This is a genomic window from Vibrio sp. L85 (assembly GCF_963871815.1).
In the GTDB taxonomy this organism is placed as follows: Bacteria; Pseudomonadota; Gammaproteobacteria; order Enterobacterales; family Vibrionaceae; genus Vibrio; species Vibrio harveyi.
In genome coordinates, this window is record NZ_CAWMYL010000090.1 from 32,544 (window position 1) to 59,537 (window position 26,994).

Annotated in this window: 29 protein-coding genes; 9 read left to right on the forward strand and 20 right to left on the reverse strand. The window is 45.6% G+C overall.

What is annotated here, in order from left to right; translation table 11 throughout:
* The first annotated feature begins 432 nt into the window (after window positions 1-432).
* Window positions 433-1,335, forward strand: a complete 903-nt coding sequence (locus AACR11_RS09120) for a LysR family transcriptional regulator (protein ID WP_009699844.1) — start codon at window positions 433-435, stop codon at window positions 1,333-1,335.
* On the opposite strand, the gene AACR11_RS09125 is transcribed toward AACR11_RS09120, so the two are convergent.
* Together AACR11_RS09125 and AACR11_RS09130 are read right to left on the reverse strand one after the other, a co-directional pair.
* A complete protein-coding gene (locus tag AACR11_RS09125; protein ID WP_026000151.1) occupies window positions 1,300-1,647 on the reverse strand; it encodes a DUF5329 family protein in 348 nt (115 codons plus the stop codon). The two genes, AACR11_RS09120 and AACR11_RS09125, sit on opposite strands and share 36 nt — an antisense overlap.
* A gap of 96 nt (window positions 1,648-1,743) precedes the next feature.
* The gene (locus AACR11_RS09130) at window positions 1,744-2,757 is read right to left on the reverse strand and encodes an MBL fold metallo-hydrolase (RefSeq protein WP_017188527.1); all 1,014 of its coding nucleotides are present in this window, start codon (window positions 2,755-2,757) and stop codon (window positions 1,744-1,746) included.
* Window positions 2,758-2,912: 155 nt separating this feature from the next.
* Here AACR11_RS09130 and AACR11_RS09135 point away from each other — a divergent pair, with 155 nt between their 5' ends.
* The 3 genes from AACR11_RS09135 to AACR11_RS09145 all read left to right on the forward strand — a co-directional run bounded on the left by AACR11_RS09135 (window position 2,913) and on the right by AACR11_RS09145 (window position 5,248).
* On the forward strand, window positions 2,913-3,527 hold the full coding sequence (locus tag AACR11_RS09135) for a TetR/AcrR family transcriptional regulator (protein ID WP_005453294.1): 615 nt from the start codon (window positions 2,913-2,915) through the stop codon (window positions 3,525-3,527).
* A 323-nt stretch (window positions 3,528-3,850) separates the two neighbouring features.
* Entirely contained in the window at window positions 3,851-4,756 is a 906-nt protein-coding gene (rimK, locus tag AACR11_RS09140) for a 30S ribosomal protein S6--L-glutamate ligase (RefSeq protein ID WP_005453290.1), read from the forward strand.
* 63 nt (window positions 4,757-4,819) lie between these two features.
* Window positions 4,820-5,248, forward strand: coding sequence for an ATP-dependent zinc protease family protein (locus AACR11_RS09145; RefSeq protein ID WP_005432588.1), 429 nt, complete (start codon window positions 4,820-4,822; stop codon window positions 5,246-5,248).
* Between the two features lie 59 nt (window positions 5,249-5,307).
* Here AACR11_RS09145 and AACR11_RS09150 read toward each other — a convergent pair whose 3' ends face one another.
* Complete coding sequence (locus tag AACR11_RS09150; protein WP_026138192.1) at window positions 5,308-6,066, reverse strand: MBL fold metallo-hydrolase; 759 nt, start codon at window positions 6,064-6,066, stop codon at window positions 5,308-5,310.
* 336 nt (window positions 6,067-6,402) lie between these two features.
* Between AACR11_RS09150 and speA the strand changes: the two genes are divergently transcribed.
* The 5 genes from speA to AACR11_RS29860 all read left to right on the forward strand — a co-directional run bounded on the left by speA (window position 6,403) and on the right by AACR11_RS29860 (window position 13,226).
* A complete protein-coding gene (speA, locus tag AACR11_RS09155; RefSeq protein ID WP_009699853.1) occupies window positions 6,403-8,313 on the forward strand; it encodes an arginine decarboxylase in 1,911 nt (636 codons plus the stop codon).
* Between the two features lies 1 nt (window position 8,314).
* Window positions 8,315-9,235, forward strand: a complete 921-nt coding sequence (gene speB / locus AACR11_RS09160; RefSeq protein ID WP_005432598.1) for an agmatinase — start codon at window positions 8,315-8,317, stop codon at window positions 9,233-9,235.
* Between the two features lie 262 nt (window positions 9,236-9,497).
* Entirely contained in the window at window positions 9,498-10,703 is a 1,206-nt protein-coding gene (emrD, locus tag AACR11_RS09165) for a multidrug efflux MFS transporter EmrD (protein ID WP_009696852.1), read from the forward strand.
* A 253-nt stretch (window positions 10,704-10,956) separates the two neighbouring features.
* The gene (locus AACR11_RS09170; RefSeq protein ID WP_029789610.1) at window positions 10,957-13,122 is read left to right on the forward strand and encodes a S9 family peptidase; all 2,166 of its coding nucleotides are present in this window, start codon (window positions 10,957-10,959) and stop codon (window positions 13,120-13,122) included.
* Between the two features lie 17 nt (window positions 13,123-13,139).
* The gene (locus AACR11_RS29860) at window positions 13,140-13,226 is read left to right on the forward strand and encodes a zf-TFIIB domain-containing protein (protein WP_114145635.1); all 87 of its coding nucleotides are present in this window, start codon (window positions 13,140-13,142) and stop codon (window positions 13,224-13,226) included.
* 74 nt (window positions 13,227-13,300) lie between these two features.
* On the opposite strand, the gene AACR11_RS09175 is transcribed toward AACR11_RS29860, so the two are convergent.
* From AACR11_RS09175 to AACR11_RS09255, 17 genes are all read right to left on the reverse strand, one after another.
* Window positions 13,301-14,311 (reverse strand): porin, encoded by a 1,011-nt coding sequence (locus AACR11_RS09175; protein ID WP_005453282.1) that lies wholly within the window; start codon window positions 14,309-14,311, stop codon window positions 13,301-13,303.
* Window positions 14,312-14,524: 213 nt separating this feature from the next.
* Entirely contained in the window at window positions 14,525-15,394 is an 870-nt protein-coding gene (locus AACR11_RS09180) for a metal ABC transporter solute-binding protein, Zn/Mn family (RefSeq protein WP_029789611.1), read from the reverse strand.
* 16 nt (window positions 15,395-15,410) lie between these two features.
* Window positions 15,411-16,286 carry a metal ABC transporter permease gene (locus tag AACR11_RS09185; RefSeq protein WP_005453280.1) on the reverse strand — a complete coding sequence of 292 codons (876 nt, stop codon included), beginning with the start codon at window positions 16,284-16,286 and terminating at the stop codon, window positions 15,411-15,413.
* On the reverse strand, window positions 16,286-17,011 hold the full coding sequence (locus AACR11_RS09190; protein ID WP_079324680.1) for a metal ABC transporter ATP-binding protein: 726 nt from the start codon (window positions 17,009-17,011) through the stop codon (window positions 16,286-16,288). The genes AACR11_RS09185 and AACR11_RS09190 overlap by 1 nt, the downstream gene beginning before the upstream one ends.
* The gene (locus AACR11_RS09195; protein WP_114145636.1) at window positions 17,011-17,934 is read right to left on the reverse strand and encodes a metal ABC transporter solute-binding protein, Zn/Mn family; all 924 of its coding nucleotides are present in this window, start codon (window positions 17,932-17,934) and stop codon (window positions 17,011-17,013) included. The genes AACR11_RS09190 and AACR11_RS09195 overlap by 1 nt, the downstream gene beginning before the upstream one ends.
* 24 nt (window positions 17,935-17,958) lie before the next feature.
* Window positions 17,959-18,510, reverse strand: coding sequence for a DUF6162 family protein (locus AACR11_RS09200; RefSeq protein ID WP_029789614.1), 552 nt, complete (start codon window positions 18,508-18,510; stop codon window positions 17,959-17,961).
* Window positions 18,507-18,827: a hypothetical protein gene (locus AACR11_RS09205; RefSeq protein ID WP_005453276.1), complete on the reverse strand. Its 321-nt coding sequence runs from the start codon at window positions 18,825-18,827 to the stop codon at window positions 18,507-18,509. The genes AACR11_RS09200 and AACR11_RS09205 overlap by 4 nt, the downstream gene beginning before the upstream one ends.
* A 44-nt stretch (window positions 18,828-18,871) precedes the next feature.
* Entirely contained in the window at window positions 18,872-19,702 is an 831-nt protein-coding gene (locus tag AACR11_RS09210) for a DUF4198 domain-containing protein (RefSeq protein WP_005453274.1), read from the reverse strand.
* A 16-nt stretch (window positions 19,703-19,718) separates the two neighbouring features.
* Window positions 19,719-20,258, reverse strand: a complete 540-nt coding sequence (locus AACR11_RS09215; protein ID WP_009696846.1) for a DUF2271 domain-containing protein — start codon at window positions 20,256-20,258, stop codon at window positions 19,719-19,721.
* 25 nt (window positions 20,259-20,283) lie between these two features.
* Entirely contained in the window at window positions 20,284-20,913 is a 630-nt protein-coding gene (locus AACR11_RS09220) for a PepSY-associated TM helix domain-containing protein (protein WP_009696845.1), read from the reverse strand.
* A gap of 136 nt (window positions 20,914-21,049) precedes the next feature.
* Complete coding sequence (locus AACR11_RS09225) at window positions 21,050-21,895, reverse strand: CPBP family intramembrane glutamic endopeptidase (RefSeq protein ID WP_009703273.1); 846 nt, start codon at window positions 21,893-21,895, stop codon at window positions 21,050-21,052.
* 212 nt (window positions 21,896-22,107) lie between these two features.
* On the reverse strand, window positions 22,108-23,280 hold the full coding sequence (locus AACR11_RS09230; RefSeq protein WP_005453266.1) for a tetratricopeptide repeat protein: 1,173 nt from the start codon (window positions 23,278-23,280) through the stop codon (window positions 22,108-22,110).
* On the reverse strand, window positions 23,277-23,897 hold the full coding sequence (locus AACR11_RS09235; protein WP_005453264.1) for an energy transducer TonB: 621 nt from the start codon (window positions 23,895-23,897) through the stop codon (window positions 23,277-23,279). The genes AACR11_RS09230 and AACR11_RS09235 overlap by 4 nt, the downstream gene beginning before the upstream one ends.
* Window positions 23,897-24,301 carry an ExbD/TolR family protein gene (locus tag AACR11_RS09240; RefSeq protein ID WP_029789615.1) on the reverse strand — a complete coding sequence of 135 codons (405 nt, stop codon included), beginning with the start codon at window positions 24,299-24,301 and terminating at the stop codon, window positions 23,897-23,899. The genes AACR11_RS09235 and AACR11_RS09240 overlap by 1 nt, the downstream gene beginning before the upstream one ends.
* Window positions 24,298-24,852 carry a MotA/TolQ/ExbB proton channel family protein gene (locus AACR11_RS09245; RefSeq protein WP_005453261.1) on the reverse strand — a complete coding sequence of 185 codons (555 nt, stop codon included), beginning with the start codon at window positions 24,850-24,852 and terminating at the stop codon, window positions 24,298-24,300. The genes AACR11_RS09240 and AACR11_RS09245 overlap by 4 nt, the downstream gene beginning before the upstream one ends.
* Window positions 24,852-26,219, reverse strand: coding sequence for a MotA/TolQ/ExbB proton channel family protein (locus tag AACR11_RS09250; RefSeq protein ID WP_009696843.1), 1,368 nt, complete (start codon window positions 26,217-26,219; stop codon window positions 24,852-24,854). Before AACR11_RS09250 ends, AACR11_RS09245 begins: the two co-directional genes overlap by 1 nt.
* Window positions 26,220-26,987 (reverse strand): DUF3450 domain-containing protein, encoded by a 768-nt coding sequence (locus AACR11_RS09255; RefSeq protein WP_005453251.1) that lies wholly within the window; start codon window positions 26,985-26,987, stop codon window positions 26,220-26,222.
* Between the last annotated feature and the right edge of the window lie 7 nt (window positions 26,988-26,994).

Sequence of the window (26,994 nt, forward strand, 5' to 3'; positions counted from 1 at the left end):
CAACAATACTAAACATGTCGACAGGATGTTGGCGGGAACAGGAAAAAAGCCTAAAGGATTGGGTATCTTCAGGATGAAGATTTGGTAGCTTAGGATGAGTTATCAGCAAGGATGTAGTTAAGCTCTAGGATAGAGTTCGCCCGTCAGGATGATAGGCAAGAATGGACACCGCTAGGAAGGCGATGAACAAGGAACTCGGTTAAAGGAATTAGCCACAATCAAGGATAGATGCAGGGAGCACCTATTAGTAGCCGGATTGCTGCGAAAAAGAATAAGCCCCGTCTGGGAAACCAGGCGGGGTTTTATTTTGCCCGTCATTTATGCTCCTCTCTACGTTCGGTCTTGCATCATGCTATTATTTCAGCAATTTCTTTAGCAGATTCATTCTCTGATAGACGCTTTCTTTAATAAACATCGAGCAAACGACGCCCTATGCTGAATCCAGTTTGGTTACACACATTCAAAACACTAGTTGAAGTCGGTCACTTTACGCAGACGGCAGAAAAGCTTTATATGACTCAACCCGGTGTCAGCCAGCACATTAAAAAGCTGGAGCAAGCTTGTCAGCATCCATTGATTAAGCGCGAGAACAAAAGCTTTGAACTTACGGAGCAAGGGCGCATGGTGTATGCCTACGCGCTAGAACTTGAAGAAAAAGAAAAAAGCCTACTAGAAGATTTGAGCTTTGATGATCCACATGCTGGATACTGCAAACTCGCATGCTCTGGTGCGCTTGCCTTGATGCTGTTTGATCCGCTCCTTGAAAAACAGAAACAACATACAGGCTTATCGATTCACCTAGAAGCTGCGCCCAACCAATCTATTCTTAATGGCGTTGCTGAGGGTCGAATTGATATGGGCATCGTAACCTACTCACCAAATAAAAGCGTGTTCCAAAGCGAACAAATTGGTCGAGAGACTTTATGTTTGATCTTACCTAAATCCTACCGAGGAAAAACGCTCACACCGGAGTTACTGAAAAGCTGTGGTGTGATTGGTCACCCAGATGCTGAACATTACATGACGCTATTTTTCGATCAATGTGCCGAACCCTTACTAAAAGAGATCAAAGTCAGCGACATGCCGTTATCCGGGTACGTCAACCAGTTAAGCCAGATCTTACTGCCAGTGAGTAAAGGACTCGGCTTTACCGTTTTACCGCGCAGTGCGGTGGAGAGCTTTGCATTAAGAGAAGAGTTATATGTCGCCGAATTAAAGCAACCGGTATATGAAGATTTATTTTTGGTTAGAAAACGCAGCCGCACATTGCCACTGCGCTACCAAACCATCAAGCAGGTCTTATTGAATGTGATCGGTACTGCTGTTCATCAATGATGTCAGCCATTCTTCACTAGTAATACGCTTATCTTGGCAATCCACCCAATATGGCTTGCCAGATAACCAACTCTTTGACGCCACCTCTTTTATAAACACATCCACAGAATCAACGTCATCTTTGGCATAATCCCATTTGTTGCGCATGTGTTCTGCCGCCTCGCGATTGGTATACGCCTTGCCGTTACGGATAAAGGTGCAAGAGGATTGCTCAACTCGTTTTATCAACGTCGAGATATCTTCCTCTACCTCTGCTAATGCAAAGGTAGGCAGAATACTTAATGTAAGTAGCAACGACCACTTTGCTTTCATCATAGCTTTATCCTTATCCCTGACCACGTAACTACTACCAAGTAACTACTAATAAGTGGCTTAACTATTCAACTGTTTGGCTGTTTAGCTCGGCAATTATTGCCACCACGCCTTAACTGGCTGAGGCTCAGCAAGCGCCAAACGTTGCCCAATCTCAGGGCTAACTAAAGTCACACCACGTTCTTCACTGATGTCTAACGCACGTTGCATTGGTTCATTCCAATCGTGCATTGACAAATCAAATGTACTGTTATGAATTGGCATCATCACTTTACCCTGCACATCAATGTGTGCCTGGACACTCTGCTCCGGGAACATGTGAATATCTGACCAAAGGTCATTGTATGCGCCCGTTTCAATCATTGTGAAATCGAATGGACCGTACCTTTCACCAATCTCTTTAAAGCCATTGAAGTAACCTGAATCACCGCTAAAGAACACTTTATTTTGCTGTGCGTTGATAACCCAACTGCCCCACAGCGTCGTATCGCGGTCTGTCAAACCTCGACCAGAGAAGTGCTGAGTCGGAGTCAGTGTATATTCAATACCGTCGACAGAATGTGACTCCCACCAATCTAGCTCGACCACTCTTTCCTTAGGCACGCCCCAATTCACCAGTAATTGCCCCACTTTCAAAGGCACCAAGAAGGTTCCAACCTTGTCACCAAGCTCTTTAATCGAGGCTTTATCTAGATGGTCGTAATGGTCATGGCTGATCACCACGACATCGATACTTGGCAAATCTTGCAAAGTGATTGGTGTTTGGTGGAAACGCTTTGGTCCTGCCCATTGGACAGGAGATGCTCGGTCACTAAAGACAGGATCGGTCATCACCAACTTACCATCAAGCTTCATCAACACGCTCGAATGACCAAGACGGTATATGACGTCATCTTGTTCTTCTAGTAGTTGTGTCGCAGTCATCGCATGCACTGGAATTTCAATTGTTGGGGTTGGATTCGCACGCTCAGTTGTGAAATAAGCTTTCATGATACCGAACATATCGCCCAAACTGCTTTTGTATTCCAACTCGGTGTTTGCAAATTTGTCCGGGTATGTTGGCGCTTTTTCAGTATCAACATTAGAACAAGAAATCATTGATGTACCCATCGCGAACGCTCCTACTGTGGCTAGCAAAGTTTTTTTCATAAAAAGTAAACCCGAACAAAAGTAAACTACACGGTGCAGTTTACATTCAAATTATCAAAAGTAAACTACTTAGTGTAAAATAGATCCAGAAATGATCTTCCTAACTTAACAAGTTTATGAATGTAAAAAGAAAAAGTCGTAGCGAGACCAAAAGAGAAGCGATTCTCTGCGCGGCAAAACAAGCGTTTCAAGAATTTGGGGTGCAAAACACCAGCATGGATAAGCTGTCTTCAATCGCTCAAGTATCAAAGCGAACCGTCTATAATCACTTCCCTTCTAAAGAGGCGATCGTGACCGAGTTGCTGACGGAGCTTTGGCGCTCATCAATGATGGACAGCGATATTGAACGTTTACCCACACTGCCGCTGAAACAGCAATTGATTGAATTGCTCTACAGTGAGATCGTCGTCGTAACGGAACCTAACTACATTGAATTAGCAAAAGTCGCGTTTGGACACTTTTTGTTTAAGCCGGAAGATCTCAAAGAACAAGCTGAACGCATGTCAAAACAAGAAACCGCGTTACATCGTTGGCTCACCGAACATGCCCAAAACGGTGCGCTTAAGATCGAAGATGTGGATGTGGCAAGCATTCAGCTACATAACTTACTTAAAGGCAGTGCATTCTGGCCACAGTTAATGGGGATGCGTGCTTCTTTAACAGAGGAAGAGTCCAGAGCGCTAGCCACCCAAACGGCTGAACTCTTCTTAAGTCACTATAAAAACAACTAAAGTAAAGCGGTCAAATAGCCGCTTTTTTTAGTTTTCTCACATCGAAAAATGATGAATTTTTGACTCAATTTTCTTTTTCTCGCCCTTGACAGTCGCACACAGCAAGGCGCGAGAGTTCGATAAATTATTTTTGTCGTATCGACGATATTTTTTCGTTTTCATCTCATGAGAAAACGCCCTAAGGTGCGCACCTCTGACGACGTGGTTGTCCAACCACAATTCTAAATCGTTGAAGCGAGTGGATTCTGTCACATCAATTAAACCCACTCACTATACTCTATATTTATATTTTTAATTTGGTACTGACTTACTAAGGAATTGCCATGCGTATTGCTATTCTTTCTCGTAATGAGAATCTATATTCAACCATGCGCCTAAAGCAGGCGGGTGAAGAGCGCGGACATCAAGTTGATGTGATCGATACTCTGCACTGTTATATGGATATTACGAGTAACAACCCTAAGATTCGTTACATGGGTGAAGAATTGCCAAAGTATGACGCGGTCATTCCTCGCATTGGTGCATCTATCACTTTCTACGGAACTGCGGTTGTACGTCAGTTTGAAATGATGGGCACATTCTGTGTGAACGAGTCAGTAGCAATCAGCCGCTCTCGTGACAAGCTACGCTCTATGCAGTTGCTATCACGCAAAGGTATTGGTCTGCCTCGTACTGGTTTTGCTCACCACCCTGATAACATTCAAGACGTGATCAAAAACGTTGGCGGCGCACCATTGGTCATCAAGCTACTTGAAGGCACTCAAGGTATCGGTGTTGTACTTGCTGAAACAACGAAAGCGGCAGAAAGCGTTATCGAAGCATTCATGGGTCTAAAAGCGAACATCATGGTGCAAGAGTTCATTGAAGAAGCAAATGGTGCGGATATCCGCTGCTTCGTTGTAGGTAACAAAGTTATCGCAGCAATGAAACGTCAAGCAAAAGAAGGTGAGTTCCGCTCTAACCTTCACCGCGGAGGTTCTGCTCAGCTAGTGAAACTAACCAAAGAAGAGCGTGCAACCGCAATCAACGCAGCGAAAGTCATGGGTCTAAACCTATGTGGTGTTGATATTCTTCAATCGAAAAACGGTCCTGTTGTGATGGAAGTGAACTCTTCTCCAGGTCTTGAAGGTATCGAAACTGCAACAGATAAAGACGTTGCAGGTATGATCTTCGACTTCATCGAGAAGAACGCAAAACCAAACGCTAACCGTACTCGCGGTAAAGGCTGATAATTGTTTGAGTGGGAGCCTATAGACTAGGCTCTCTTTATCACTCATCGCTAGGATGACACTATGAATCAGAAAATGATCATTGGGAACGCCGAAGCAATTTGCTTACCTGAGTTAGGGATTACTCACCTTGAAGCGCGTATTGATACAGGCGCACAGACTTCTTCTCTGCACGTAGATAATCTAGAGTGCACTGAGCAAGACGGTCAGTCATACGTAGAATTCGATCTACACCCAGATGTTTACCACTTAGAACAAGTGGTTCGCTGTAAAGCTCCACTGAAGGCGAACCGCAAGGTGAAATCATCAAACGGAACGTTCGAACACCGCTGCGTGATCACAACGATGCTACGTATGGGCGACCAAGAGTGGCCTATCGACATCACGCTGACTAACCGTGAAAAGATGACCTACATGATGTTGCTAGGTCGTCAGGGTATGGCAGACAAAGTTCTGGTAGACCCGAGCCAATCTCACTTATTGGCTCCATAATCCCCGTAGCTTCAGATGAGCGAACTCCGTGGTCGCTCATCTGGCTCTTCTGTACTTTTCTAGCTGTCCTTTTCGCCATTCTCCTCTTTCATATTCTTACTTCTCAGTACAGAGCGCATTAACCCTTTAAGTTTTATCTTCGTCACTCGCCAATGCGTAATGGGTCTAACCGGCGCGGTATTGATGATGTGTTGATAAGCATCTTCATCAAACTCAACTTCACCACCATGTGCGGCCAATAAACAACTCGGATTCATCTCAAAAACTCGCTTTAACGACCGGCGATATTGGTTGGGATGAAAAATAGGAAACGGCGCAATCAAATGGCTTTTTACCTGCACCATTAAATCCGCGACATAAAGCACATCCTGCTCAGCATGAAAAACCGATAAGTCTCTATCAGTATGTCCGGGGGTTTCCAATACTTGCCAATCAGAAAATCCAGGCACGGCGTCACCATCCACCAGCTCAATATCTGGTCTTAGTTTTCGCGAATACCATAGATTCCGCTTTGGTTTACGCATTCGATTCGCCATCCAACGCGCCAAAATCAAATCGGTCAAATGCATCAACCAACCATCAAAGCCGCCATACCAATGAGTGTCTCGTTTCGCAGCTAAGATCTGGCACCCCGTAAGCTCTCGCAACTTGTGCGCAGCCCCCGCATGGTCAGGATGCATATGCGTGACCACCACCATTTTTAAGTCGGTGAACGAACGATTAAGCTGATGCTCAATAAAATCTTTGAGGTGTGGAATATCGGCTCGACTGGCGCCATCAAGCAACATTAACTTATCTGGATACTCGGCGAGATACATGGTTTGGATGTATCCCTGAATTCTATGCAGCTGCAAAACATATCCTTGTTTTGTTGGGTCTTTATTCTTGTTTTTCTGCGACCAAATCCTTACTGGTCAGACCAACTATAACAGCAGAATGGACACTCTGTTAAATAAATGTTTACACCGCGACTCGACAACAGTTGTTAATCGAAAGAACAAATTTTAATCATTAGACTCTGATTGGGTTTTATCCGTTAATGCGCGCACACGGAGTTCGTGTCAGGGTATGAGGTTAGCGCCTCATGATTTGCTTTTTTGTATTTCCTCCTCCTATTTCAGCGAGGGTTTAAATACATTTTTGTGAGAATCGAGTTGGAAAAAGCAACTAAATTAGACCGCATCCGCGCGGACTACAACGTTCACTACTGGAGCCAAGGCTTCTACGGAATTGATGACCAAGGCGAGGTTTACGTATCTCCTCGTAGTGACCGTGCACACCAAATCCCTTTCAGTGCGATTGTAAAAGAGCTAGAAGCTAAGCAGTTGAACCTGCCTGTGCTAGTGCGCTTCCCGCAAATCGTGCACCAACGCGTGCATGGCATTTGCCAAGCTTTCAACCAAGCAATTGAAGAATACCAATATCCAAACAAATACCTGTTGGTATACCCAATTAAAGTAAACCAACAGCGTGAAGTGGTTGATGAAATCTTAGCGAGCCAAGCGCAGCTAGAAAATAAACAGCTGGGTCTAGAGGCAGGCAGCAAGCCAGAACTATTGGCGGTACTGGCATTGGCTCAACAAGGCAGCTCCGTGATCGTGTGTAATGGCTACAAAGACCGTGAATATGTGCGTCTAGCACTGATCGGTGAAAAGCTAGGTCACAAAGTATTTATCGTACTAGAGAAGCTATCTGAGCTTGATCTAGTGCTTGAAGAAGCGAAAAGCTTGGGTGTAACTCCACGTCTTGGCTTGCGTATCCGCCTTGCATCTCAAGGTGCAGGTAAGTGGCAAGCAAGCGGCGGTGAGAAATCGAAGTTCGGTCTATCGGCATCACAAGTATTGAGCGTGATTGATCGTCTAAAACACGAAGACAAGCTGGATACCATGCAATTGGTTCACTTTCACCTTGGCTCACAGATGGCAAACATCCGTGACGTACGCAATGGTGTGAATGAATCCGCACGTTTCTACTGTGAATTACGTGCCATGGGTGCAAACATTGATTACTTCGATGTTGGCGGCGGTTTAGCAGTAGACTACGACGGCACACGCAGCCAATCTTCGAACTCGATGAACTACGGTCTTGCAGAATACGCGCGTAACATCGTGAATACGGTCGGTGATGTCTGTCAGCACTACGACCAACCAATGCCAGTGATCATCTCTGAATCGGGTCGTTCTCTAACCGCTCATCACGCTGTGTTGATTTCTAACGTCATTGGTACTGAAACATACCAGCCGGAAGAAGTATTCGAACCTGCAGAAGATGCACCAATCTTGCTACAAAACATGTGGCGTAGTTGGGAAAACCTGCAGGATGGTACCGATGCACGTGCATTAATTGAAATTTACAATGATACCCAAAGCGATTTGGCCGAGGTTCACTCGCAATTCGCTACTGGCGTACTGAACCTTGAGCAACGTGCGTGGGCAGAACAACTGTCTCTGCGTATTTACTTCGAGCTAAGTCGTCAAATGAGTACCAAGAACCGTTTCCACCGTCCTATTTTGGATGAGTTGAGCGAACGTCTTGCGGACAAGTTCTTCGTGAACTTCTCTCTTTTCCAATCCCTACCAGACGCATGGGGTATTGATCAGGTATTCCCTGTTTTACCGCTTTCTGGTCTTGGTGATGTGGAAGAGCGTCGTGCGGTGATGTTGGACATCACTTGTGACTCCGATGGCGCGATTGATCACTATGTTGATGGTCAAGGCATTGAGAGCACGCTACCAGTACCAGCATGGAGCAACGACAAACCGTACCTAATGGGCTTCTTCCTAGTAGGCGCATACCAAGAGATCCTTGGTGACATGCACAACCTATTTGGTGATACCCACAGTGCAGTAGTCAATGTTGATGAAGACGGTCAATTCGAGATCAGCTACATCAACGAAGGTGATAGCGTAGAAGACATGATGCGCTACGTTCACATCGACGTAGATGCGATTCGTGACAATTACAAACAATTGGTTTCAGAACGAGTTGAAACCAATGAACAAGAACAAATCCTAGCTGAACTGGAACAAGGTTTGGCAGGCTACACCTATTTAGAGGACTTCTGATATGAATGATTTGTTTACGAAAACCGATTATTCGCTTTACTCCAACTCTATGTCGTTTCTACGTCGACCGTACATCAAAAATCCAGTATCGGCAGACGCAGACGTTGTGGTGCTAGGGGTTCCTCTGGACATGGCGACTTCTGGTCGTCCTGGTGCGCGTATGGGACCAGATGCGATCCGTCGTGCGTCAGTAAACCTTGCTTGGGAAGGCAAGAAGTTCCCTTGGGACTTCAACGTATTTGATAAATTGAAAGTGATCGACGCAGGTGACCTTGTATTCGATTGTGGTGACGCGGAAGATTTCACTTACCGTCTAGAAGCGGCAACAAGTGAGATTCTAAAGAGCGGTAAGACAATGCTAGGCTTGGGTGGTGACCACTTCATCACGCTACCGATCCTACGTGCTTACGCAAAACACCATGGTCAAATGGCATTGATTCACTTCGATGCGCACACTGACACTTACGCAAACGGCAGTTCTTACGACCACGGAACTATGTTCTACCATGCGCCAAAAGAAGGTCTGATTTCTGCGAAGAACTCAGTTCAAATTGGTATTCGTACTGAATATGACCAACAAGATCATGGCTTCAATGTCATCAACGCGATGCAAGCAAACGACATGTCGGTAGAAGAGATACTGGCAGAGATTCGTCGCACGGTTGCGGATAAGCCAGTGTATGTCACTTTTGACATCGACTGTCTGGATCCGGCGTTTGCACCGGGTACAGGTACACCAGTTTGTGGCGGCCTGAACTCAGATAAAATTCTGAAGATCATCCGTGGTTTCGCTGGCATGAACATCGTAGGTATGGACGTGGTGGAAGTCTCACCTCCTTACGACCACAGCGATGTAACGGCCTTGGCTGGCGCAACTATCGCACTTGAGTTGCTTTACGCCTACGCTTCAGGTCGCGAATAACGAAAGTTGTTCTAAATGAGCGCAGTATTTCAAGGGGAGCTTCGGCTCCCTTTTTCGTTTTCATCACTCAACAAAAATAGATTAGATTTTCTAATCCAAATCATAGATTTTTATCTTGCTCAACTTCACACTTTTTGATTGCTAAGTCCGCACTCAAGCTCTAATATCTCGCGCCTAGATTCCCTAATTACTTTGTTTATTTGGCTCTCCTATATGGAGCGCTAAGGCTTTTTACGTCTTAAATTTCTGGAGAGATACGCAAATGTCCGCCTCGTTTCCATTAGCGAAACTTACCTTTTTAATCGCAATTCTGACTGCCGTAGGTCAAATGACTCAAACGATGTACGTGCCTTCTATCGGTCATATGGCGGGTGAGTTCTTGGTATCAGCGTCTTCACTTCAAGCTGTGATGGCGTGTTACCTGATCCCTTACGGTCTATCGCAGTTTGTATACGGCACGCTGTCCGATCGCCTTGGTCGTAAGCCAATCATCATTGCGGGTTTGATCATCTACATTCTTGGAACTTTGGTAGCGCTGTTTGCTCATGAGTACGAATGGTTTCTAGCAGGCAGCTTCATCCAAGGTTTGGGTATTGGCTGTGGCGGAGCTATGTCTCGTACACTGACTCGTGACTGCTTTGAGGGCGCTGAACTGCACCGCGCAAACAGCTTGATCAGTATGTGTGTGATTTTTTCGCCATTGATCGCGCCAGTATTGGGCGGTTATCTAACCGAAGCATTCGGCTGGCGATCTAGCTACCTATTCCTTGCGTTATTCGGTATTGCCGTTGTGATCACCATGATGACAAGCATGATGGAAACCTTGCCTAAAGAGCGCCGCAAACATGAATCTGTTGCGAAGAGCTACAAGTTCGTACTATCAGACAAACGCTTCCAAGGCTTCTTATTGGTATTGGTTGCCACGTTTGCAGGCGTTGCAGTATTTGAAGCAGCAGCAGGTGTGTTGTTGGGTGGTGTACTTGGCTTGCCAGCAACCACGGTCAGCTTGCTATTTGTCTTGCCGATACCGGGTTACTTAGTCGGTGCTGGTCTATCGAGCTATATTGCACAACGCCGTTCTGAGCGCCGTGCTTTGAATGTTGGTCTAGTGGCTATCTTAATTGGCTCAGCAGTGGTATTGATTCCGGGTCTGTTTGGTCTAACAACGGCGTTGACTCTGATTGGCGGTGCAACCATTTACTTCTTGGGTGCAGGCATTTTGTTCCCAGCGGCAACTACCGGCGCACTTTCACCGTTCCCATACCACGCAGGCACTGGCGGTGCCATTTTGGGTGGTATGCAAAACCTAGGCGCAGGCATCGCAACGCTATTGGCTTCCTTCTTCCCAGCGCAAGACCAAATGCCACTTGGCTGTCTGATGATGGCAATGTCGATCATCGCCATGCTTGGTCTACGTTGGGTTAATCGCAAGCACGACCATTCAAACGAAATGCCATTGGCAATTTAAAACCTGCCTCTCATCACCCAAAGGGGACATGCTGAAAAGTGTGTCCCTTTTTTGTTGCACGCATCTTGCCCTCCAGTTCTCATCCACCAGCATTTACATTTAACATCCCTGTAAATCTTTGCTAAAAAGAACAGTTGCTTACACACATTTATAGATTTGCCATTCAACATTCATTGGAAGAAACCTGTGCTTTAACTCTTAAATAAAAGAATGGCGATACAACAAGAGTAAGGTACACAATAAGGACACACAGATGCGTTTCACTTTAACTACGTTGGCCGTATCGGTCGCGCTTGTCGCCGGATGCAGCAATCAAGGAATACCAACCATGAACCATTACTCTCAATCTCAACTCGTTGCTCAACAAACTCAAGCACCTGTTGCTAAAAAAGTGCCACATGCAATGACGATTCATGGTGACACCCGAATCGATAACTACTATTGGATGCGCGATGATGAGCGCCAAGACCCAGAGATTTTGCAACATCTTGAGCAAGAAAATCAGTATGCAGAAACCGTTCTAAAACATACTGAAGCACTACAAGAGCAATTATTCGAAGAGATCAAAGGTCGTATTGCGAAAGACGATAACTCAGTACCAGTACGTCGAGGTAACTACTTCTATTCAAATGAAGTAACAGGCGATAACGAATACGAAGTGCACATGCGTGCGAAAGACTTTGCAGGCAAAGACAAGCAAGTCATCCTAGATGTAAATGAACTGGCGAAAGAGCACGAGTTTTTTAGCACTGGAGGCTTATATGTGAGCCCAAATGAGAACTTGCTGGCTTACGGTGAAGATACGTTAAGCCGTCGTGTTTATACCATCAAAATCAAAGATCTTAATACCGGCGAATATCTACAAGATGAAATTGAAGGTGCGTCGAGTGCTATCGCATGGCAAAACGACAACAAGGCTTTCTATTACATCAAGAAAGATCCGCAAACACTGCTTGGTTATCAAGTATACCGCCACGTACTAGGCACTCCGCAAAAGAGCGATGAACTGATTTACGAAGAAACCGACAGTGCTTACTACACTTACTTGAGTAAAAGTAAAGATGACGAGCAAGTGTACATTTGGCACTCAAGCACCGAAACGAGTGGTGTATCAGTCATTGACGCCAACAATCCAAACGCAAAAGCTGAAGCTTTCTACCCACGAGAAACAGGCATTGAGTACAGCATCGCTAAATTAGGTGATTGGTACTACATCTACACAAACTATCAAGCAGTAAACTTCCGTTTAATGAAAGTCAAAGCAGAAGAGATGCATGATCGTTCTAAATGGGTCGATGTCGTCCCAGCAGACGACAATACTCAACTTGTCGATTTCGACTTATTTGATGACCACCTTGTGTACGAGCAACGTGCGAATGGTCTATCAACAGTTAAAATCCGCCAGCTATCAACGGGCAAAGAGTTCCCACTTGAATTTAACGACAGCGCGTTTGCTGCTTATCTAACAGGCAACTATGAACTCGATAATTCTAAAGTTCGCATCTACTACAGCAGCCTGACGACACCGGGAACTTACTACGATTTCGACCTAAATACAGGTGAATCTGAAATCATGAAGCAAACACCGGTGCTAGGCGATTTCGATGCGGATAACTATCAATCAGAGCGCATCATGGTAACCGCTCGTGATGGAAAGCAAGTGCCAGTATCATTGGTTTATCGCAAGGATCTGTTTAAGAAAGACGGGACCAATCCAATCTACCAGTACGGCTACGGCTCTTACGGATCAACAATTGAACCAACGTTCCGTTCAACCCGCCTCAGCTTACTTGACCGCGGATTCGTGTACGCTATCGCTCACATTCGCGGCTCAGAAATGCTTGGACGCCCTTGGTATGAAGATGGCAAAAAGCTCACTAAGCAAAATACCTTTAATGACTTTATTGACGTAACAAAAGGGCTTGTTGAAGAAGGTTACGGCGCAAAAGACAAAGTGTTTGCGGTTGGTGGCTCTGCCGGTGGTCTATTAATGGGCGCGATCATTAACCAAGCACCGGATCTCTACCGTGGTATTGGCGCGCACGTTCCCTTTGTTGATGTCGTAACGACCATGTTGGATGAATCGATTCCTCTAACGACCAACGAATACGATGAATGGGGTAATCCGAATGATAAAACGTACTACGACTACATGCTGAGCTACTCGCCGTACGACAATGTGAAGGCTCAGAATTACCCGAACATGCTAGTGACGACGGGTTTGCATGACTCACAAGTTCAATACTTTGAACCGATGAAGTGGGTAGCAAAACTCCGCGAGATGAAGACCGATGACAATGTCTTGCTATTCAAAACGGATATGGAAGCTGGTCACGGTGGTGCGTCAGGTCGATTCAAGCGATTAAAAGAAGACGCACTGGAGTACGCTTTCTTCCTTGATCTTTTAGAGACAAAGTAAACCTGGCGTCCTAAAAAGTGTTGCACCCATTTTTACAAAAGGGGTTATCCACTAAAAAATGCCCGCATTGTGCGGGCATTTTTGTTGACTCTCAGTCTATTTGAAGAAAAACGCCTATTCACAGCGAATAGGCGTCAACACAATAAATGTGTTTAGGCAGTAGAAACTGTCCTATTGATTAGAAGTAGTAACGAGCACCGATTGTCCAGTAGTCGTTCTCTTCCACGTTGTAGTCATTTCCGAGGTCAAATTCATAAGCAGCAAAGGTATAGAATGAAGGCGTAACTGCGTACTCAGCTTGTAACGCTGCTTCACTGTATAGAGTCTTGCTGTCTTTATCATTTTCTACCGCTTCGTAGTTCACACTGAACGTCCAATCATTCACCCCGTAGGCTAATAGACCTTCAAGTTGTACCGTTTCTTGATAAAGAACAGAAGTTGCTGCGCCTGGGAATTTGTAATCAAAGAAATAATCATTCATACCATATACGATTGCCGCATACAGACCTGAACCGTACTTACCGTAGTTAGCAGAGAAGACATGAGATGTCGCTGATTCTGATTTAGAACCGATGTCACGGTCACCGCCACTGTATACGTAACCAAGACCAAATCCGGCAAGGCTTGTGCTAACTGCAATCTGACCACGAGCATCGTATTCATCATGTTCGCCTTGCCAGCCAAGACCGAGGTTAAATCCAAAGCCTTCACCGAACTCAAAACCTTTACGGTAGCTCAGCATTCGCTCAGCACGAGCGGAACCTAAATTATATTGGTCTGCATACAAGAAGTCGTTGGCAAACGCGATTGGTAAATCCGCAACACCAGCTACATCGTAATATGGTGACCATTGTGTACCCGCTACCACGCGACCAAACTGTTCATGCGTTGCACCAATGTAGCCCAAACGTGTGTTGAACGAGCTCGCGCCCCCGTCCAGTAATTTGATAGACCATTCACCCTTGGCATCAACTGTCACGCCATTACCAATGTCTTGTTTGCCGCCCACATTGATACGAGGAGATACGTCATGAATGCGAACATCTTCCTCAAAGTACTCACCAACACCCACTGAAACGTGACCGCCGATAGAAAGAGATGTGCCTTCGCTATTGTAAACTTCAGCTGCGAAAGCCTGAGAACCACATGCTAGTGCCGCCACTGCAACGGCTAGAGTTTTCATTTTCATTTTTAACATCCATATAGTTGTTTATACCGGTTCGTTACGACAGCAAGACAAAAATTTTCAACACAACGAACACATACAACGTAGTAATGAAACATAAATGAAACAAATAAATTATATGCAACCAATCCAATTAATCGCTCAAAATTTGATCAAAACCACATAAAAAAAGGGAACTTTTCAGTCCCCTTCATAATTTTTGTGGTGTTTTTCGTGTTACAACTGCCAGCGCGCGAGTGGTTTCTCAGTTTTTATTCCTTTACTCCCCCAACGATCAATGACGTCAATTTGCAGTATGCGATCTGGTGAAATAATCGATTGTAGCTGTTTTGAGGGTCTTTTATCTGTAATTAGCCACAGAGTTTTATCTTCTTCAAACTGAGCTTTTAAAGACAGTTTCTCTGCTTCTGACCATTCCAGTTCAGGCTTGAATTGACGATCAACAACGAACAGTTGGTTTCCAGACGCAAAATCCTCTAATGATTCCCCTAGCAAGACCACTGAATCAATCTCTTTCGCAAAGATAACGTCCTGTTGTTGATTAATCAGCTCACGTACTTCTAACATCAACGCTTGCTGGTTCTTTTCTATTTGAGCTTGATATTGAGGATAAACCTTTTGTAGATCCTCACCCACGATCGCAGCCATTCGAATTAAGTTAGTAGGATTCATCCACGCATACTTAGATGTATCACCATTGTCTAACGTAAGTGCCGCAACGCCCGGTGCTCTTGGAGAGATCGCCTGAGACGCGTCAATCTCAATCAAGCGAATGTTCCCCTGACGAGCATAAACAAAAGTTGGGTCTTGATGCCAAATAGCACCCAACGTAATCGCAACGGTCGCCTCCTGCCCGGCTTTAATGGCTTGTTGTTGACCTTTACTTGCAAACCAGTTCAACAAACGTTCAACGCCATATCGCTTAGGTGGCAAGTAACTGGTTTCAATGCCTGTGCCTTGCATCAGTTGCTCAGACAACATGTAAGTCACAGGCGTGCTGGTAATAATATCTTTGCCATAAGAGAACGGTGCAAATGTACTCGTCAAAACCAAGCCCATTGTTATGATTTGTTTTTTCATCTTCATAATTGGTTATCCAGATTTAAGCTTTTCGCACAATGCGGTAGATCGTTGCCGTTAGGAAAAACGCAGCAGAGACAATAATAATTGAGGCGCCAGACGGTACCGGCAATTCAAGTTCCATTGGCAAAACGGTTCCAACCAAGCAGGCAACGGTAGCCAATAAGGATGAAAGCAAAACAAAACTGCCCATTCGCTTAGTGAGCAAGCGTGCCGTTGCCCCCGGAATAAGCAGTAACGCTCCAACCAAAACCGCACCGATAATCTTCACTGCTGCGATTGTCACGAGCGTAATCATCATGACGAACAGGTAGTCATAAAAGCTGGTGTTGAATCCACGAACACGCGCGATGTCAGGGCTAATGCAAGTCAGTAAGATTCGGTTAAAGGTCGGAATCAGTAACAATAGAATGATCAAACAGCTCACCGCAAGAATCGTTATGTCTCTGTCTGTCACCGTCAGGATCGAGCCAAACAAAACGTTCTCTAACATATGAATATTGATCTTTCGTGCCACATACATCAGCAGGGCAGCACCGACTGCCAAAGCAAGAGCGAGGAACACACCCACGAGTGTATCGTAGGGAACGTTGGTTCGATTTCGCACGAAATGCAGCAATAGCGCGAAAATCATGCAGAAGCTGAATAACCCGATAAATGGATTTTCCGGTGGTTCACCAAGTAGCACACCGATCGCTATACCAGTCAGCGCTGCGTGACCAACGGCTTCAGAAAAGAACGCCAAACGCTTCGCGATGACCAAGGTGCCCAAACCGCCCAATAACGGACCAAGAATTAGCGCTGCAACAATTGCGTTAACCATAAACGCATAAGCGAAGCTGTCACTGAGCCACCCGGCTTCTACTCCGTTGAGGGCAAATTGTCTTAACCAATCCATTACGCCGCCTCCACTTTTGCCGTGTAGTGCTTAAACAGAGACTCAATACGCTCAGGACTCAATACTTCAGAGTGATGCCCCGAAGCGACGATTTGACGATTGACAACATGCACCTGCGCATCCAAACGGCGCACCGCTGTTACGTCATGATGGACAGCAAGAACGGTTTTACCTTCTGCTACCACTTCATGAATCAAACCTTCTAGATAACGTACCCCTTGCTCATCCATACCCGTTGTCGGTTCATCTAGAACAAGTAAGCTTGGATTATCGAGTAGAGCTTGGGCGAAGAGAACACGCTGCTGCTCACCGCCAGATAGTTGTCCCATACGACGATCACTTCTTGTTGCCATACCAACACGCTCTAATTGAGCTAACGCCTGTTGAGCTTGCTTGGTTTTACGGCGCCAAAACAGAGGCACACGCGTTTGGTTAAGCAGTACAAAATCCATGACTGTCAAAGGTAAGCTGGCTTCAAACATGGCTTTTTGTGGTACGTAACCTATTTTTCCGGCTTGCTCAGCCTCCACCCAATGCACCGAGATGTCACCCGAAAATGGCGTAAGTCCTAAAAGCGAACGTAATAATGACGTTTTGCCACCGCCGTTTGGTCCCATAATCACATGGCATTGACCCGCTTCAAAGCAAGTCTGAATGTCTTGCAGAATAAGGTTGTCCCCGTACTGCAAGCAGACTTTATCAAGAGAAATCGAAGGACCTCGCATTAGGCTTTCTCCTGCTCATGCTTGCTTGCAACAAACTTCATCGCCTCTATTAAGGTTGCTACGTTGTCGCGCATCTCCACCTCGACTTTGTCGGCTTCGTATTCCCCGTGCGTCATGTGAGAAAAGCGATATAGCTTCACGCCCGTCGCTTCTTCGATTGTATCAACAAAACGATTTGGCATATTCAGCTCGTAAAATAGAACATCAATACCAGATTGGCGGATCTTCTCGATGGTTTCCTGTAGCTGACTAGCGCTTGGCTCTACGCCATGAGCAGGTTCGATTACCGCGGCTACATCGACGCCAAACTCTTGCAGAATGTATCCATAAGCATTGTGCGTTGTTGCGACCTTCATACCTGCTGTATCTAGCTGCCCTAGAGACAACATCGCATCACGCTTTAAAAGGCGAAACGTTTTTGCGTACTTTCGCGCATTTTTTCGATAAAAAGCTGCGTTTTCTGGGTCAAGTTCGCTCAACTCACTGGCAATGGTGTAAACCTTTTGAATCGTGGTGGATAGTCCAACAAAGGTATGTGGATTCACTGCGCCTTTACCAACGGATTGTCCCATAGCAGGCAATAGTGGAACTTCCTTATTTGCCTCAATCACCACCAGATCGTCGCGCTGCGCAGCTTGAATAACTTTCAGAGCAAAATCATCATGCCCAATACCATTGACGACAATCACATCCATCTGATTCAGTCTTTTAAGATCATTGGGTTGGGGCAAATAGTTATGAGGATTGAACCCTGCATCGACCAAAGGAATGCTCTCAGCTTTATCACCGACCACCGCTTTTACATAGCTGTAGTAAGGTTGCAAAGTGATACCAATGTTGAGCGTTTCGGCAAAACTTGAAGCGGAAGCGACCAGTAAAGCACTAGCCGTTAGAATTCGACGTAAGAGAGAGCGTGTCTTCATAGTTGTTATCATGTTGGTTATTGCTTAATGCTTATGAGGGCTTGCAGGAGAAGAAGGCGTTAACACGATTTGTTGCCAACCACTTAGCTTTCGTTGACTTTGCTGAGTTAAACCCTCGATATCGATAGAAACAGCCGTAGAAAACCAGATATCAGCATGCTCGTGACGGCAATCAAGTAGCATCGAAGCTGAACCTTCATCGTCCTGTCTCAAGCCAAGATAAAGTCCTGCATCCAACATCTGCCATTGATGAGAACCTTTGCGCTGCCAACTTTGGTCTTTAACAAATGGAGCGAGCCAAAACGTTTCGAGTTCACTGACTTCAGGCCACTTACCCTCATCAATGTGGAGATCACGAATTTCCTCATGGGCAAGTTTAAGCTCTGCAACCATTGCCAATTCTTCTTGCCCAAGGTCAGTCATCAACACTTGATGCTCGAGTGCTTTTGCGTGCTCAACTTCGGTTTGATGATAGGGTAATAAGGCGGCAGACACAGCAAGAATGCCGGCGATAGTTAATGCCACCCATTTACCTTCACGACTGCCATTATCCGGTCGAATTTTCTGAGTGATCATTTCTCTTTCAACTCAACCACATCAACTTCTACTGGGTTTTCATGCCCTGCGTCGAAAACAAGATAAAAATCCATTTGAGGATGAGTGAACTCAGCAATAGAGCGCTTGTCTGTGGTTACTTTGGCAATCAAGTTGTCATCGTAATCGTACATTTCAACGTCATAGTCCACTGCGGTAGAACCATCGGAATAACCTGCTTCACAGATGACTTTGTCTTGTTCTAAATGGCAGCTCATTAATGGAAAGTGCGCCGCAGCTTGAAAGGACAGTAAGCCGCCCGAAAGAGCGGAAGCGATAAGAATAGAGCTGTTTTTCATGGTGTATCCAAAATGGCTCAGTGGAGCTCTGAGCCTAAACTTGATTAATTTAATTGCGTTTCGAACGTTAGATGAACATTCACACTGGCTTTATCTGCGAGAGGATCGTTTTTCAGCTCACCTTTGTAGTTGGCTTTCATCAAATAGCGACCAGCCACCTCTGGAGTAAACGTAATTTTGCCTTCTTTATCACTCACGACATCCATTTGTTCTTGGTGGTTTCGGTAAAGGGTACCTTCACGAGTAATTTCGGCTGTGACACCTTGTTGAGGCTCACCATTAAAGAAGAATTGGAAAGTCACCGCTTCGCCTTCAATGATGTCTGATGGGTGAGTGATCGGTTTCATCTCTAGCAGCTTGCCTTCAATTTCCAGCGCTTTTTCTGTCGGCATCCCCACAGTCACGTAACTTTCCGCTCGGGTATAGCTCAGTTGCGTAACAACATCACGTGCTTTTTCTGGAATAACACTTGCGCGATCAGCTTTACTTGCTCGAGCCCACTTAACTGTGTCGCGGCGACCCGCTTTGTATTGGGTGTAGTAGCTTGGTTGGTTGTTGATCGCGACCTTGTGTGTGCCTTCTTCCTCAAAGTAGAAATCAAACATCGAACGACGTTTACCACGAACAACAAAGTTCGGACGCTCCGAACGACCATCCGGCATGATCACAAATGCTTGATCGCTGCCCGCTGGTTTATCAAAAACAAACGTACCGTGAGAGGCAGTCACATCAAACGTCAGCCAATCACCACCTTCTTTTGATACTGTAAAGTGAGAAGGCAAAACCCAACGAGGGTGCGCTTGTGCTGTTGTTGCAGCTGCTAGCCCCATCGCCATTACACTTGCTAGTGCCACCGCTTTCATTTTGGTTTTCATCGTTATTCCTTCTCTATTACTTAACTTGGTAGTTGACGGTAATCATGCCCGTCTCTTGGGTTGGTTTGATTTGATAACGAACTTCGCTGTCCGCTAGTTGCATCTTTTGTCGCAAATAATTCCGTCCACCGTGCTCGCGTACCACTTCAACATGCAACGTGTAAGTGCCTTGTTCGAGTCGCAGACCTTCATCATTGGTGCCATCCCAAATAAAACGGTATTGACCAGCGGGACGAGTAGCAGACGTCACGGCGTCCACTAATTCGCGATCATAACGACCCACCTTTCGCCACCAGCTTCGAAGATCTTTTAGCCATTCATCTTTACCAACCCATAACTGGATGGTTTTTACCGGCTTGCGCTTATCATCTTCAATCCATACTGCAACATAAGGGCGGGCGTACATTGATGTATCAATTTTTGGCAACTCGAATTCAAAATCGACTTTGGCACGATCAGGCAAGGGGGCAGCAAAAAGCGAAAGAGGCATCAGCGCAGCAATAAGTGTTAGTTTGCTTAATGAGTTGCGACGCAAAAATCGGTCTGTGTTTAACATAGGGGAATTCTCTGAATAGAGGCTGTTATGGCACAGCAACAAAATAAATAACGAGCGACAGCAAGGTGCCAAAAGCCATCCACTGCATCGACGTTCTTAAAGTCTTTTTCTTTGGTAGTAGCAAACACACTCCGGTTAGAACAAAGAACACCATCAATAATGCAGTGATATCAATGAACCACTTCCAAGCATCGCCACTATTGCGACCTTTGTGCAGATCATTCAGTAGCGCGACAATGCCGTAATTCGTTGTTTCAACTTCAGCCTCTCCCGTGGTCATATCGACAAAAACGGTAGCGTTATAACCCGGACCTTTAAAATCCAAAGAAAGCTCGCCAATCACTAACTCTCCATCTTCGATTTCGGTATAAACATCCAAAGCCGACGGAGTGCCACGCAAATGGGTTTCTTGAGTTAGGAAGTTCAATAGAGCCGAACGATTGGGTTGGAAGCTGCCTTCAGTTGCAAAAAGTTGCTTTGAAGGGATCGTGAGTGTGTGTTGTTGAATGATTGGCTCACTGCGCTCAAACAATGTTGGTCTGTTCAAGGTGATGCCCGTTAAGGCAAAAAACAAGGTCACCAATAAAAGAGCCATGGAAACGTAAATGTGCAGACGGCGAGCCCAAGTTTGGACGCCTTTGCTTTTGAGCAACATAAAAAAACAATCATCACCAATAAATGAGGGCTTAATTTAGGTGATAATCATTCTTATTGGCATTTAATTTACATTGTTTACGTTTGATAGAATAGAAAGGCTCCCGCACATGGAGGCAAGAGCCTATAGGAAAATCTTATCGAGCTAAGATTGGGTAAGTAAAGAAAACCAAGTGACAGAAGTTGAACACAAAATGGGCTAACACAGCACACCATAGGCGCCCAGTGAAGTGGAAAACAAGACCGTACCCTATCCCTGCAAGTCCAGCAAATACCATCAACAGTGGACCGCCTGCAAAATGAGCTAAACCAAACAAAATGCTCGCCACCACCAAACCCAATCGCCAATCAAAACGACGAGATAATGACTGCTGGATAAACCCGCGGAATAAAGCCTCTTCTGCAACACAAGTTAATACGAGGTTATTCAAAGCAAACAGCCACCACCATGACGGCAAATTAAACTCCGGTTTTAGAGCACCAAGCATAACGGCAACTGGCAATAGTGAAAGCAGGGGTATCATCACCAGCAGCGCAGGTTTTATTCTTATTTTTGACTCACCGCTAAGCAGCATAGGATAAGCAAGAAGGAGAGCAAAGAAGGCAAGTGGCTTGTCCAGATTAAGATACATTGAGAATGGCGCACTCTGTGGTCCCGCGGATACCTTGTCGAGAACTTGCAGATTATTAAAGCCAGGGATCAAATGGACAAAAAGCATCACACACCAAAGGACGACAATCCCCCACCCTAGGTAGTAAATAGGTTTCATCTTTGGATTCAATGCCAGCATCGGCAACCGGTATGAGACTCCAAGAACAACCAACGAACTGATCAGCGCGATGAGCTCAATTCGATCAAAAACAAATGCACCTAGCAGTGTAAGTCCAAGCAATGCGAAGGCTGCCCTTTGTTGCCGAGCAAATGCCGCGCCAATTGCTAATACAAGCGGTAGCCAAATCAAAATGGCAGAATCAAGAATCATGTATTTATCCTTATAAAAACTGACGGTCCAGTCTTAGTGCTGGGTAGTTGTAATATAACCTTGTCCCCAAGTAACCTCGAGATATTTGCTGCAACGAGAATGACTTAGTTTGTAAACGCAGCAGCGATTAAAAGAAATCGAACCTGCTCACTTCTATAAAAACAAAAAGACCCGAGATCTGACTCGGGTCTTTCGATGCTATGAAATACGCATTAACTATTCTGGCTTGCTTTGGCTTTGCGCAATTGCGTTAGGTACTTCACCCAACTCTCAGCTTGAGTCGAAGGCTTAATTTCATTGGCACGTTTCGCATTTGCAAGCGCATCCTCAAAGCGTTTCAACTTGTAGTAAGCTCGGGCTTTCACCAGCGCCACATCAGCCTTACGACCAGTCACTTTATCCAACGTCGCTAACGCTTCTTTGTAATGACCTTCTTGCACTAATAACTGGGACAAGTTCCAGTTATATTTTCTGTCCAATTGAGCCGCAACATGCCAACTCTCAATCGATTTGTCCCACTCTTTTGCTATTTGCCAATATGTCGCTTGCTGCGCTTTTAACTTGCTGTCTGAGTTGATGTCTTTCACCTCTTCTAGCACCAAAGCTGCGCGCTCTGGAATACCACGCGCACCATATAACTGAGCAAGAAGTCGTAAATCATCTTGACTAAGTGCGACACCCTTTAGTTTTGCAAGTGCCAATGCATCAAGAGCGCGTTTGTTATCATCAACACGAAGATAGAGCGCAGCTAGCTGACGCCACCACTCCACACGCTCAGGTTCAATCGCAATCAAACGCTTAATCGTACCGATGGCTGGCTTCCATTTTTGCAGCTCAAGTTCGGCTGACAACTTGATAGACAAAGGACCAATTTCATCTGGCTGACCAAACTTTTCATAGCGCCCCATCGCAGACAAGACTTTGTTCCATTGACTCAACTGGTAGTGAGACTGAGCGATACGCAACCAAATCTCATATGCCTTCTGAGTTTCAGGAACAGATTTACTTAAGTCGTAGTAATGAGGTAATGCCTTTGAAAACTGCTGCTCGTTAAGCAACATATCCGCTAACATCTTGCGCGTTTGCCAAGCTTGATCATCGTCTAAGAGACCGCTATTAACCGCAATCTCTAGCTGCTTGATAGCCGACTTCACTTGCTCATTTTGCCAGTACAAAATCCCAAGCATACGCGCGACAAATGCACGATCATAACCGCGCGATAACTCTAATGCTTCAAGCGTTGAAATGGCTTCTTGCAACTTTTCGTCTTGAACCAAATTATGCGCACGTTGAACACGAGTCGCGGTGTATTGACTCAGTTCATTGGCAGTCGTCGTAAAAGCGCATAGGCTCAATACTGCACCGATTAAGAATTTCTTCATCATTTGGCTAAATTGAACTCCACTTTTCGGGTTTGCCCGTACTGCTCAATTGAGACACCGTTTTCAACCTTCGGCTGATACTTCGACTTCTTCAATGCTCGAATCGCTTCTTTCTCAAACATACGTTTTGGCTTGGCATCAAGCACTTCGATATCCTTTGGACGCCCCGCAGCATCAATAGTAAAACGTAGCATCACGTAACCTTCGATTTTGCGTTTCAGTGCCTTACTTGGATAGCGTGGCTCTGGGCTATACAAAGGGATCGCTTGCTGATTACCCATAGTGCCTTTCAAGTTTGGAGCACTAATAGCAATACCATCAAGAGAAGTGTTCAAGCCCAATGCACTGATTGGCGTCACTTGACTCATCGGCTCAACTTGCGTTTGAGCCTGAGACAAATCCATCGGCTCTGGCGCTTTTGGTGGCTCTGGCTGTTCAGGAACCGAGCGTTGACGACGCTGAACATCCGCATCATTCTCGATCATAACCATATCAAAGCGCACCGCTTCAGAGGGCTTTGGTGCTCGCTGATTGCCTTTATCGACCATCCACGCCATAAAGCTAAACAAGCTCACCGCAATCAAAACTGACACGGGTAGCGCGAGTAATAGCCTTTTCATTAAGGTTTCTCCGCCGCCAAAGCAATGTTCTTCACACCAGCGCCTTTCGCGGCATCCATGACTTTCACAACTGTGCCATTGTAAGCATGCTCATCCGCTTGAATTACAAGCGCTGCGTCTGGTTGCTCCAGCAGTAAGTGCTCAATGGTGGCTTCAACACGCTCAATATCCACTAAACGTTTATCGATGTAGACATCATTTGCTGCCGTCACGGCGATAAAGATGCCTGCGTCTTTTTGACTGACCACATTGGAAGCTTGTGGGCGATTAACTTCTACACCTGACTCACGTACAAATGAGCTAGTCACAATGAAGAATATCAACATGATGAATACGATATCCAGCATCGAGGTTAAATCGATCTGGGCTTCATCTTGTTGATTTGGTCTATGTCCGAGTCTCACTTCTGACTCCTTAAAGATTGTTCTAACTGGAGGGCTTTGCGTTCACACACTTTGCTTAAACGAGCATGTACAAACATACCTGCAAGTGCTGCAACCATACCTGCCATTGTAGGTAGTGTTGCAAGTGAAATACCGGAAGCCATCAATTTCGGATTGCTACTGCCTTGTGTTGCCATCACGTCAAAAACCGTGATCATGCCCGTTACCGTGCCTAACAAACCTAGCATTGGGCAAATTGCAACCAATACTTTGATGGTTGATAGGTTTTGGCGCAGTTCAATTTGTGCCTTTGCAATCCATCCTTCGCGGATTTGATGCGCGTACCAAGAGTGGTGGTCTGCTCTTGCGAGCCACTGTTCACAAAGCTGTCTCTTCACCTTCGGAAATTCCGTTGTCAGATAAAGAACACGCTCCATAACCAGCAGCCAGCATACCGCTACAACGGCAGCCAGCCACCATAGGATCTGCCCGCCTTGCTGCATAAAGCTCGCCAAGGTCGAGGCCCAATCCTCACTGATCAAACCCAATGTGTTGAGTAGGATCTGCTCCATTACGCTGCGTTCTCCGCTACCGTGTTAGAGGCATTTTTACCCTTTGGCATATCACGTTCAGCTTGCTCTGCCACAAGACCAATACCTTGTTTTTCTAGAATATTGCGAATGTTCTCTGCTTGAGAGCTCAATACGTTATGAGCAAGAAGCAATGGCATCGCAGCCACAAGACCAAGGACAGTTGTCACAAGTGCCATTGAGATACCACCCGCCATAACTTTTGGATCGCCATTACCAAACTGAGTGATAACTTGGAAAGTTTCGATCATACCCGTTACCGTACCAAGCAGACCCAGCATAGGTGCTAGCGCGGCAAGCAGCTTAAGCATCGATAAGCCTTTCTCAAGGTGAGTTTGTTCATCAACTACCGCTTCCAATAGACGCAACTCTAACGCTTCAACACTACGGTGCTTATCCTTTTGGTATACCGCTAGAATTCGACCTAGAGGGTTATCCTCTGGTTGAGTTGGGCTCTTAAGTTGTTTCGCGATCTTTTGACGAGCGATGATCAATGACACACCACGAACCAGCGCGATGATCAAGCCAATAGCGAGTAAACCAAGGATGATCTTACCCACCACGCCACCTGCGTTTAGGCGATCTGCCATGGTTGGAGAATTTGCTAACTGGTCAAGGAGAATGCCACGCGATGGGTCAATCACAAGTGAGTCAATGTCTCCTGAGCTTAATGTGCTTGCCGTAGGACCGTTTTCAGGCTGACGCAGATAATTCACCGCATCACCACGCTGACCATTCCACTTCACATAGCCTGCGTTGTCCAACAACGCCATTGAGCCTAGACGAACACCATCAACATTTTGCTCACGGCCCTCACCATCCAACAAGGTGAATGACACATTCGCCATCTCACCACTTGCTTTAACTTGCTCTTCCATACTGCGCCACATTGCACGCAGTTGAGGTAATGTCGGCAGTGATTTCGCTGCAACGATATCATCAATGTTTTTTTGGTATGAGTTAGCGTCGACACCTGTTACAGAGTACTTAAGCTCCGACTCCAATTCTTTTGCATTTTGACGAACTACGCCAAAAAGCTCACCTAAGCTGCCTGTTTCTAGGCGAAGTTTCTCTTCAAGTTGGGCAAGCTGCGATTCGTTTTCGCTGAACGTAACACTCAGGGTGTCCGCTTCTGCTTGCAACGCTGCACGCTCGGCAACAAGCTGGTTTTTCATCGCTTGCAACTCTTGCTGCGTTTTCTTAAAACCAGATTCACGAGCCACATTGTGCGACTGCTGTTGACGATTTTCTTGTTGTGCTTTCTGCAATAATGCGTCACTAGCGAATGTTGTGTGAGGTAGAAGAGCAGCAGAAGAAATCAGCGCAACCGATAGCCATTTTTTCATCATTTATTTGCCCTCCGCTACGTTAAGAGACACTGGCAGAGTAAGCATACTCGGTGCAATCTGTTTGTTCGCCATCGCAAACGCTTTGTCTAGTTCCGCTTTTTGCTCAGTGCCCACTGCTTGCCATTCTTTTTGTTGCTGTGACCAGCTCCAGAAGTGCTCACCTGATAAGCTACGTGCAACCAATGAAACACGACCTAGGTAAAGGATATCGGCTTCGACTTGATCATTACCATCTAATGCTATCTTGCCTTGGTAAACACCAATCTTAGAGCCATAGTCCATCTCAATTTGGTACGCCTCAAGAATACGGCGGAACTTCTCAGCATCTGCGACGTCTGCACGAGTCATCATTGCATCCAGCTTTGCAATACGCTCTTCACGTTGTGCCTTGCGGATCGGTTTATCATTAGCGACGATACTCTTAAGACCATCAAGCATGTGGTACATCAGTGGCACGACACCTTGGCGAGTCTGAGCGATTTGTTCGATTTGCTCATTCAGACTAGCCACTTCTTCGTTTTGACTGTCTACCAAACTAGATAGGTGATCACGATAAATCTTCAAGTTGCCAACTTCTTCTTGTAACTGCTCTATTTCAGCCTCAAGAGTCAAAGATTTCTCTGCACTTACATCAATACGCTTCTGACTAACAGCCGATGCTTGATTGGTTTTACTCTGCACTGCTTGTGCATCGTTAAGATTTTCCGCTTGAACGGGAATCAAAACCGATGAGATCAACAGAGCGATACTTGATTTCATTAGATTCATACGAGTT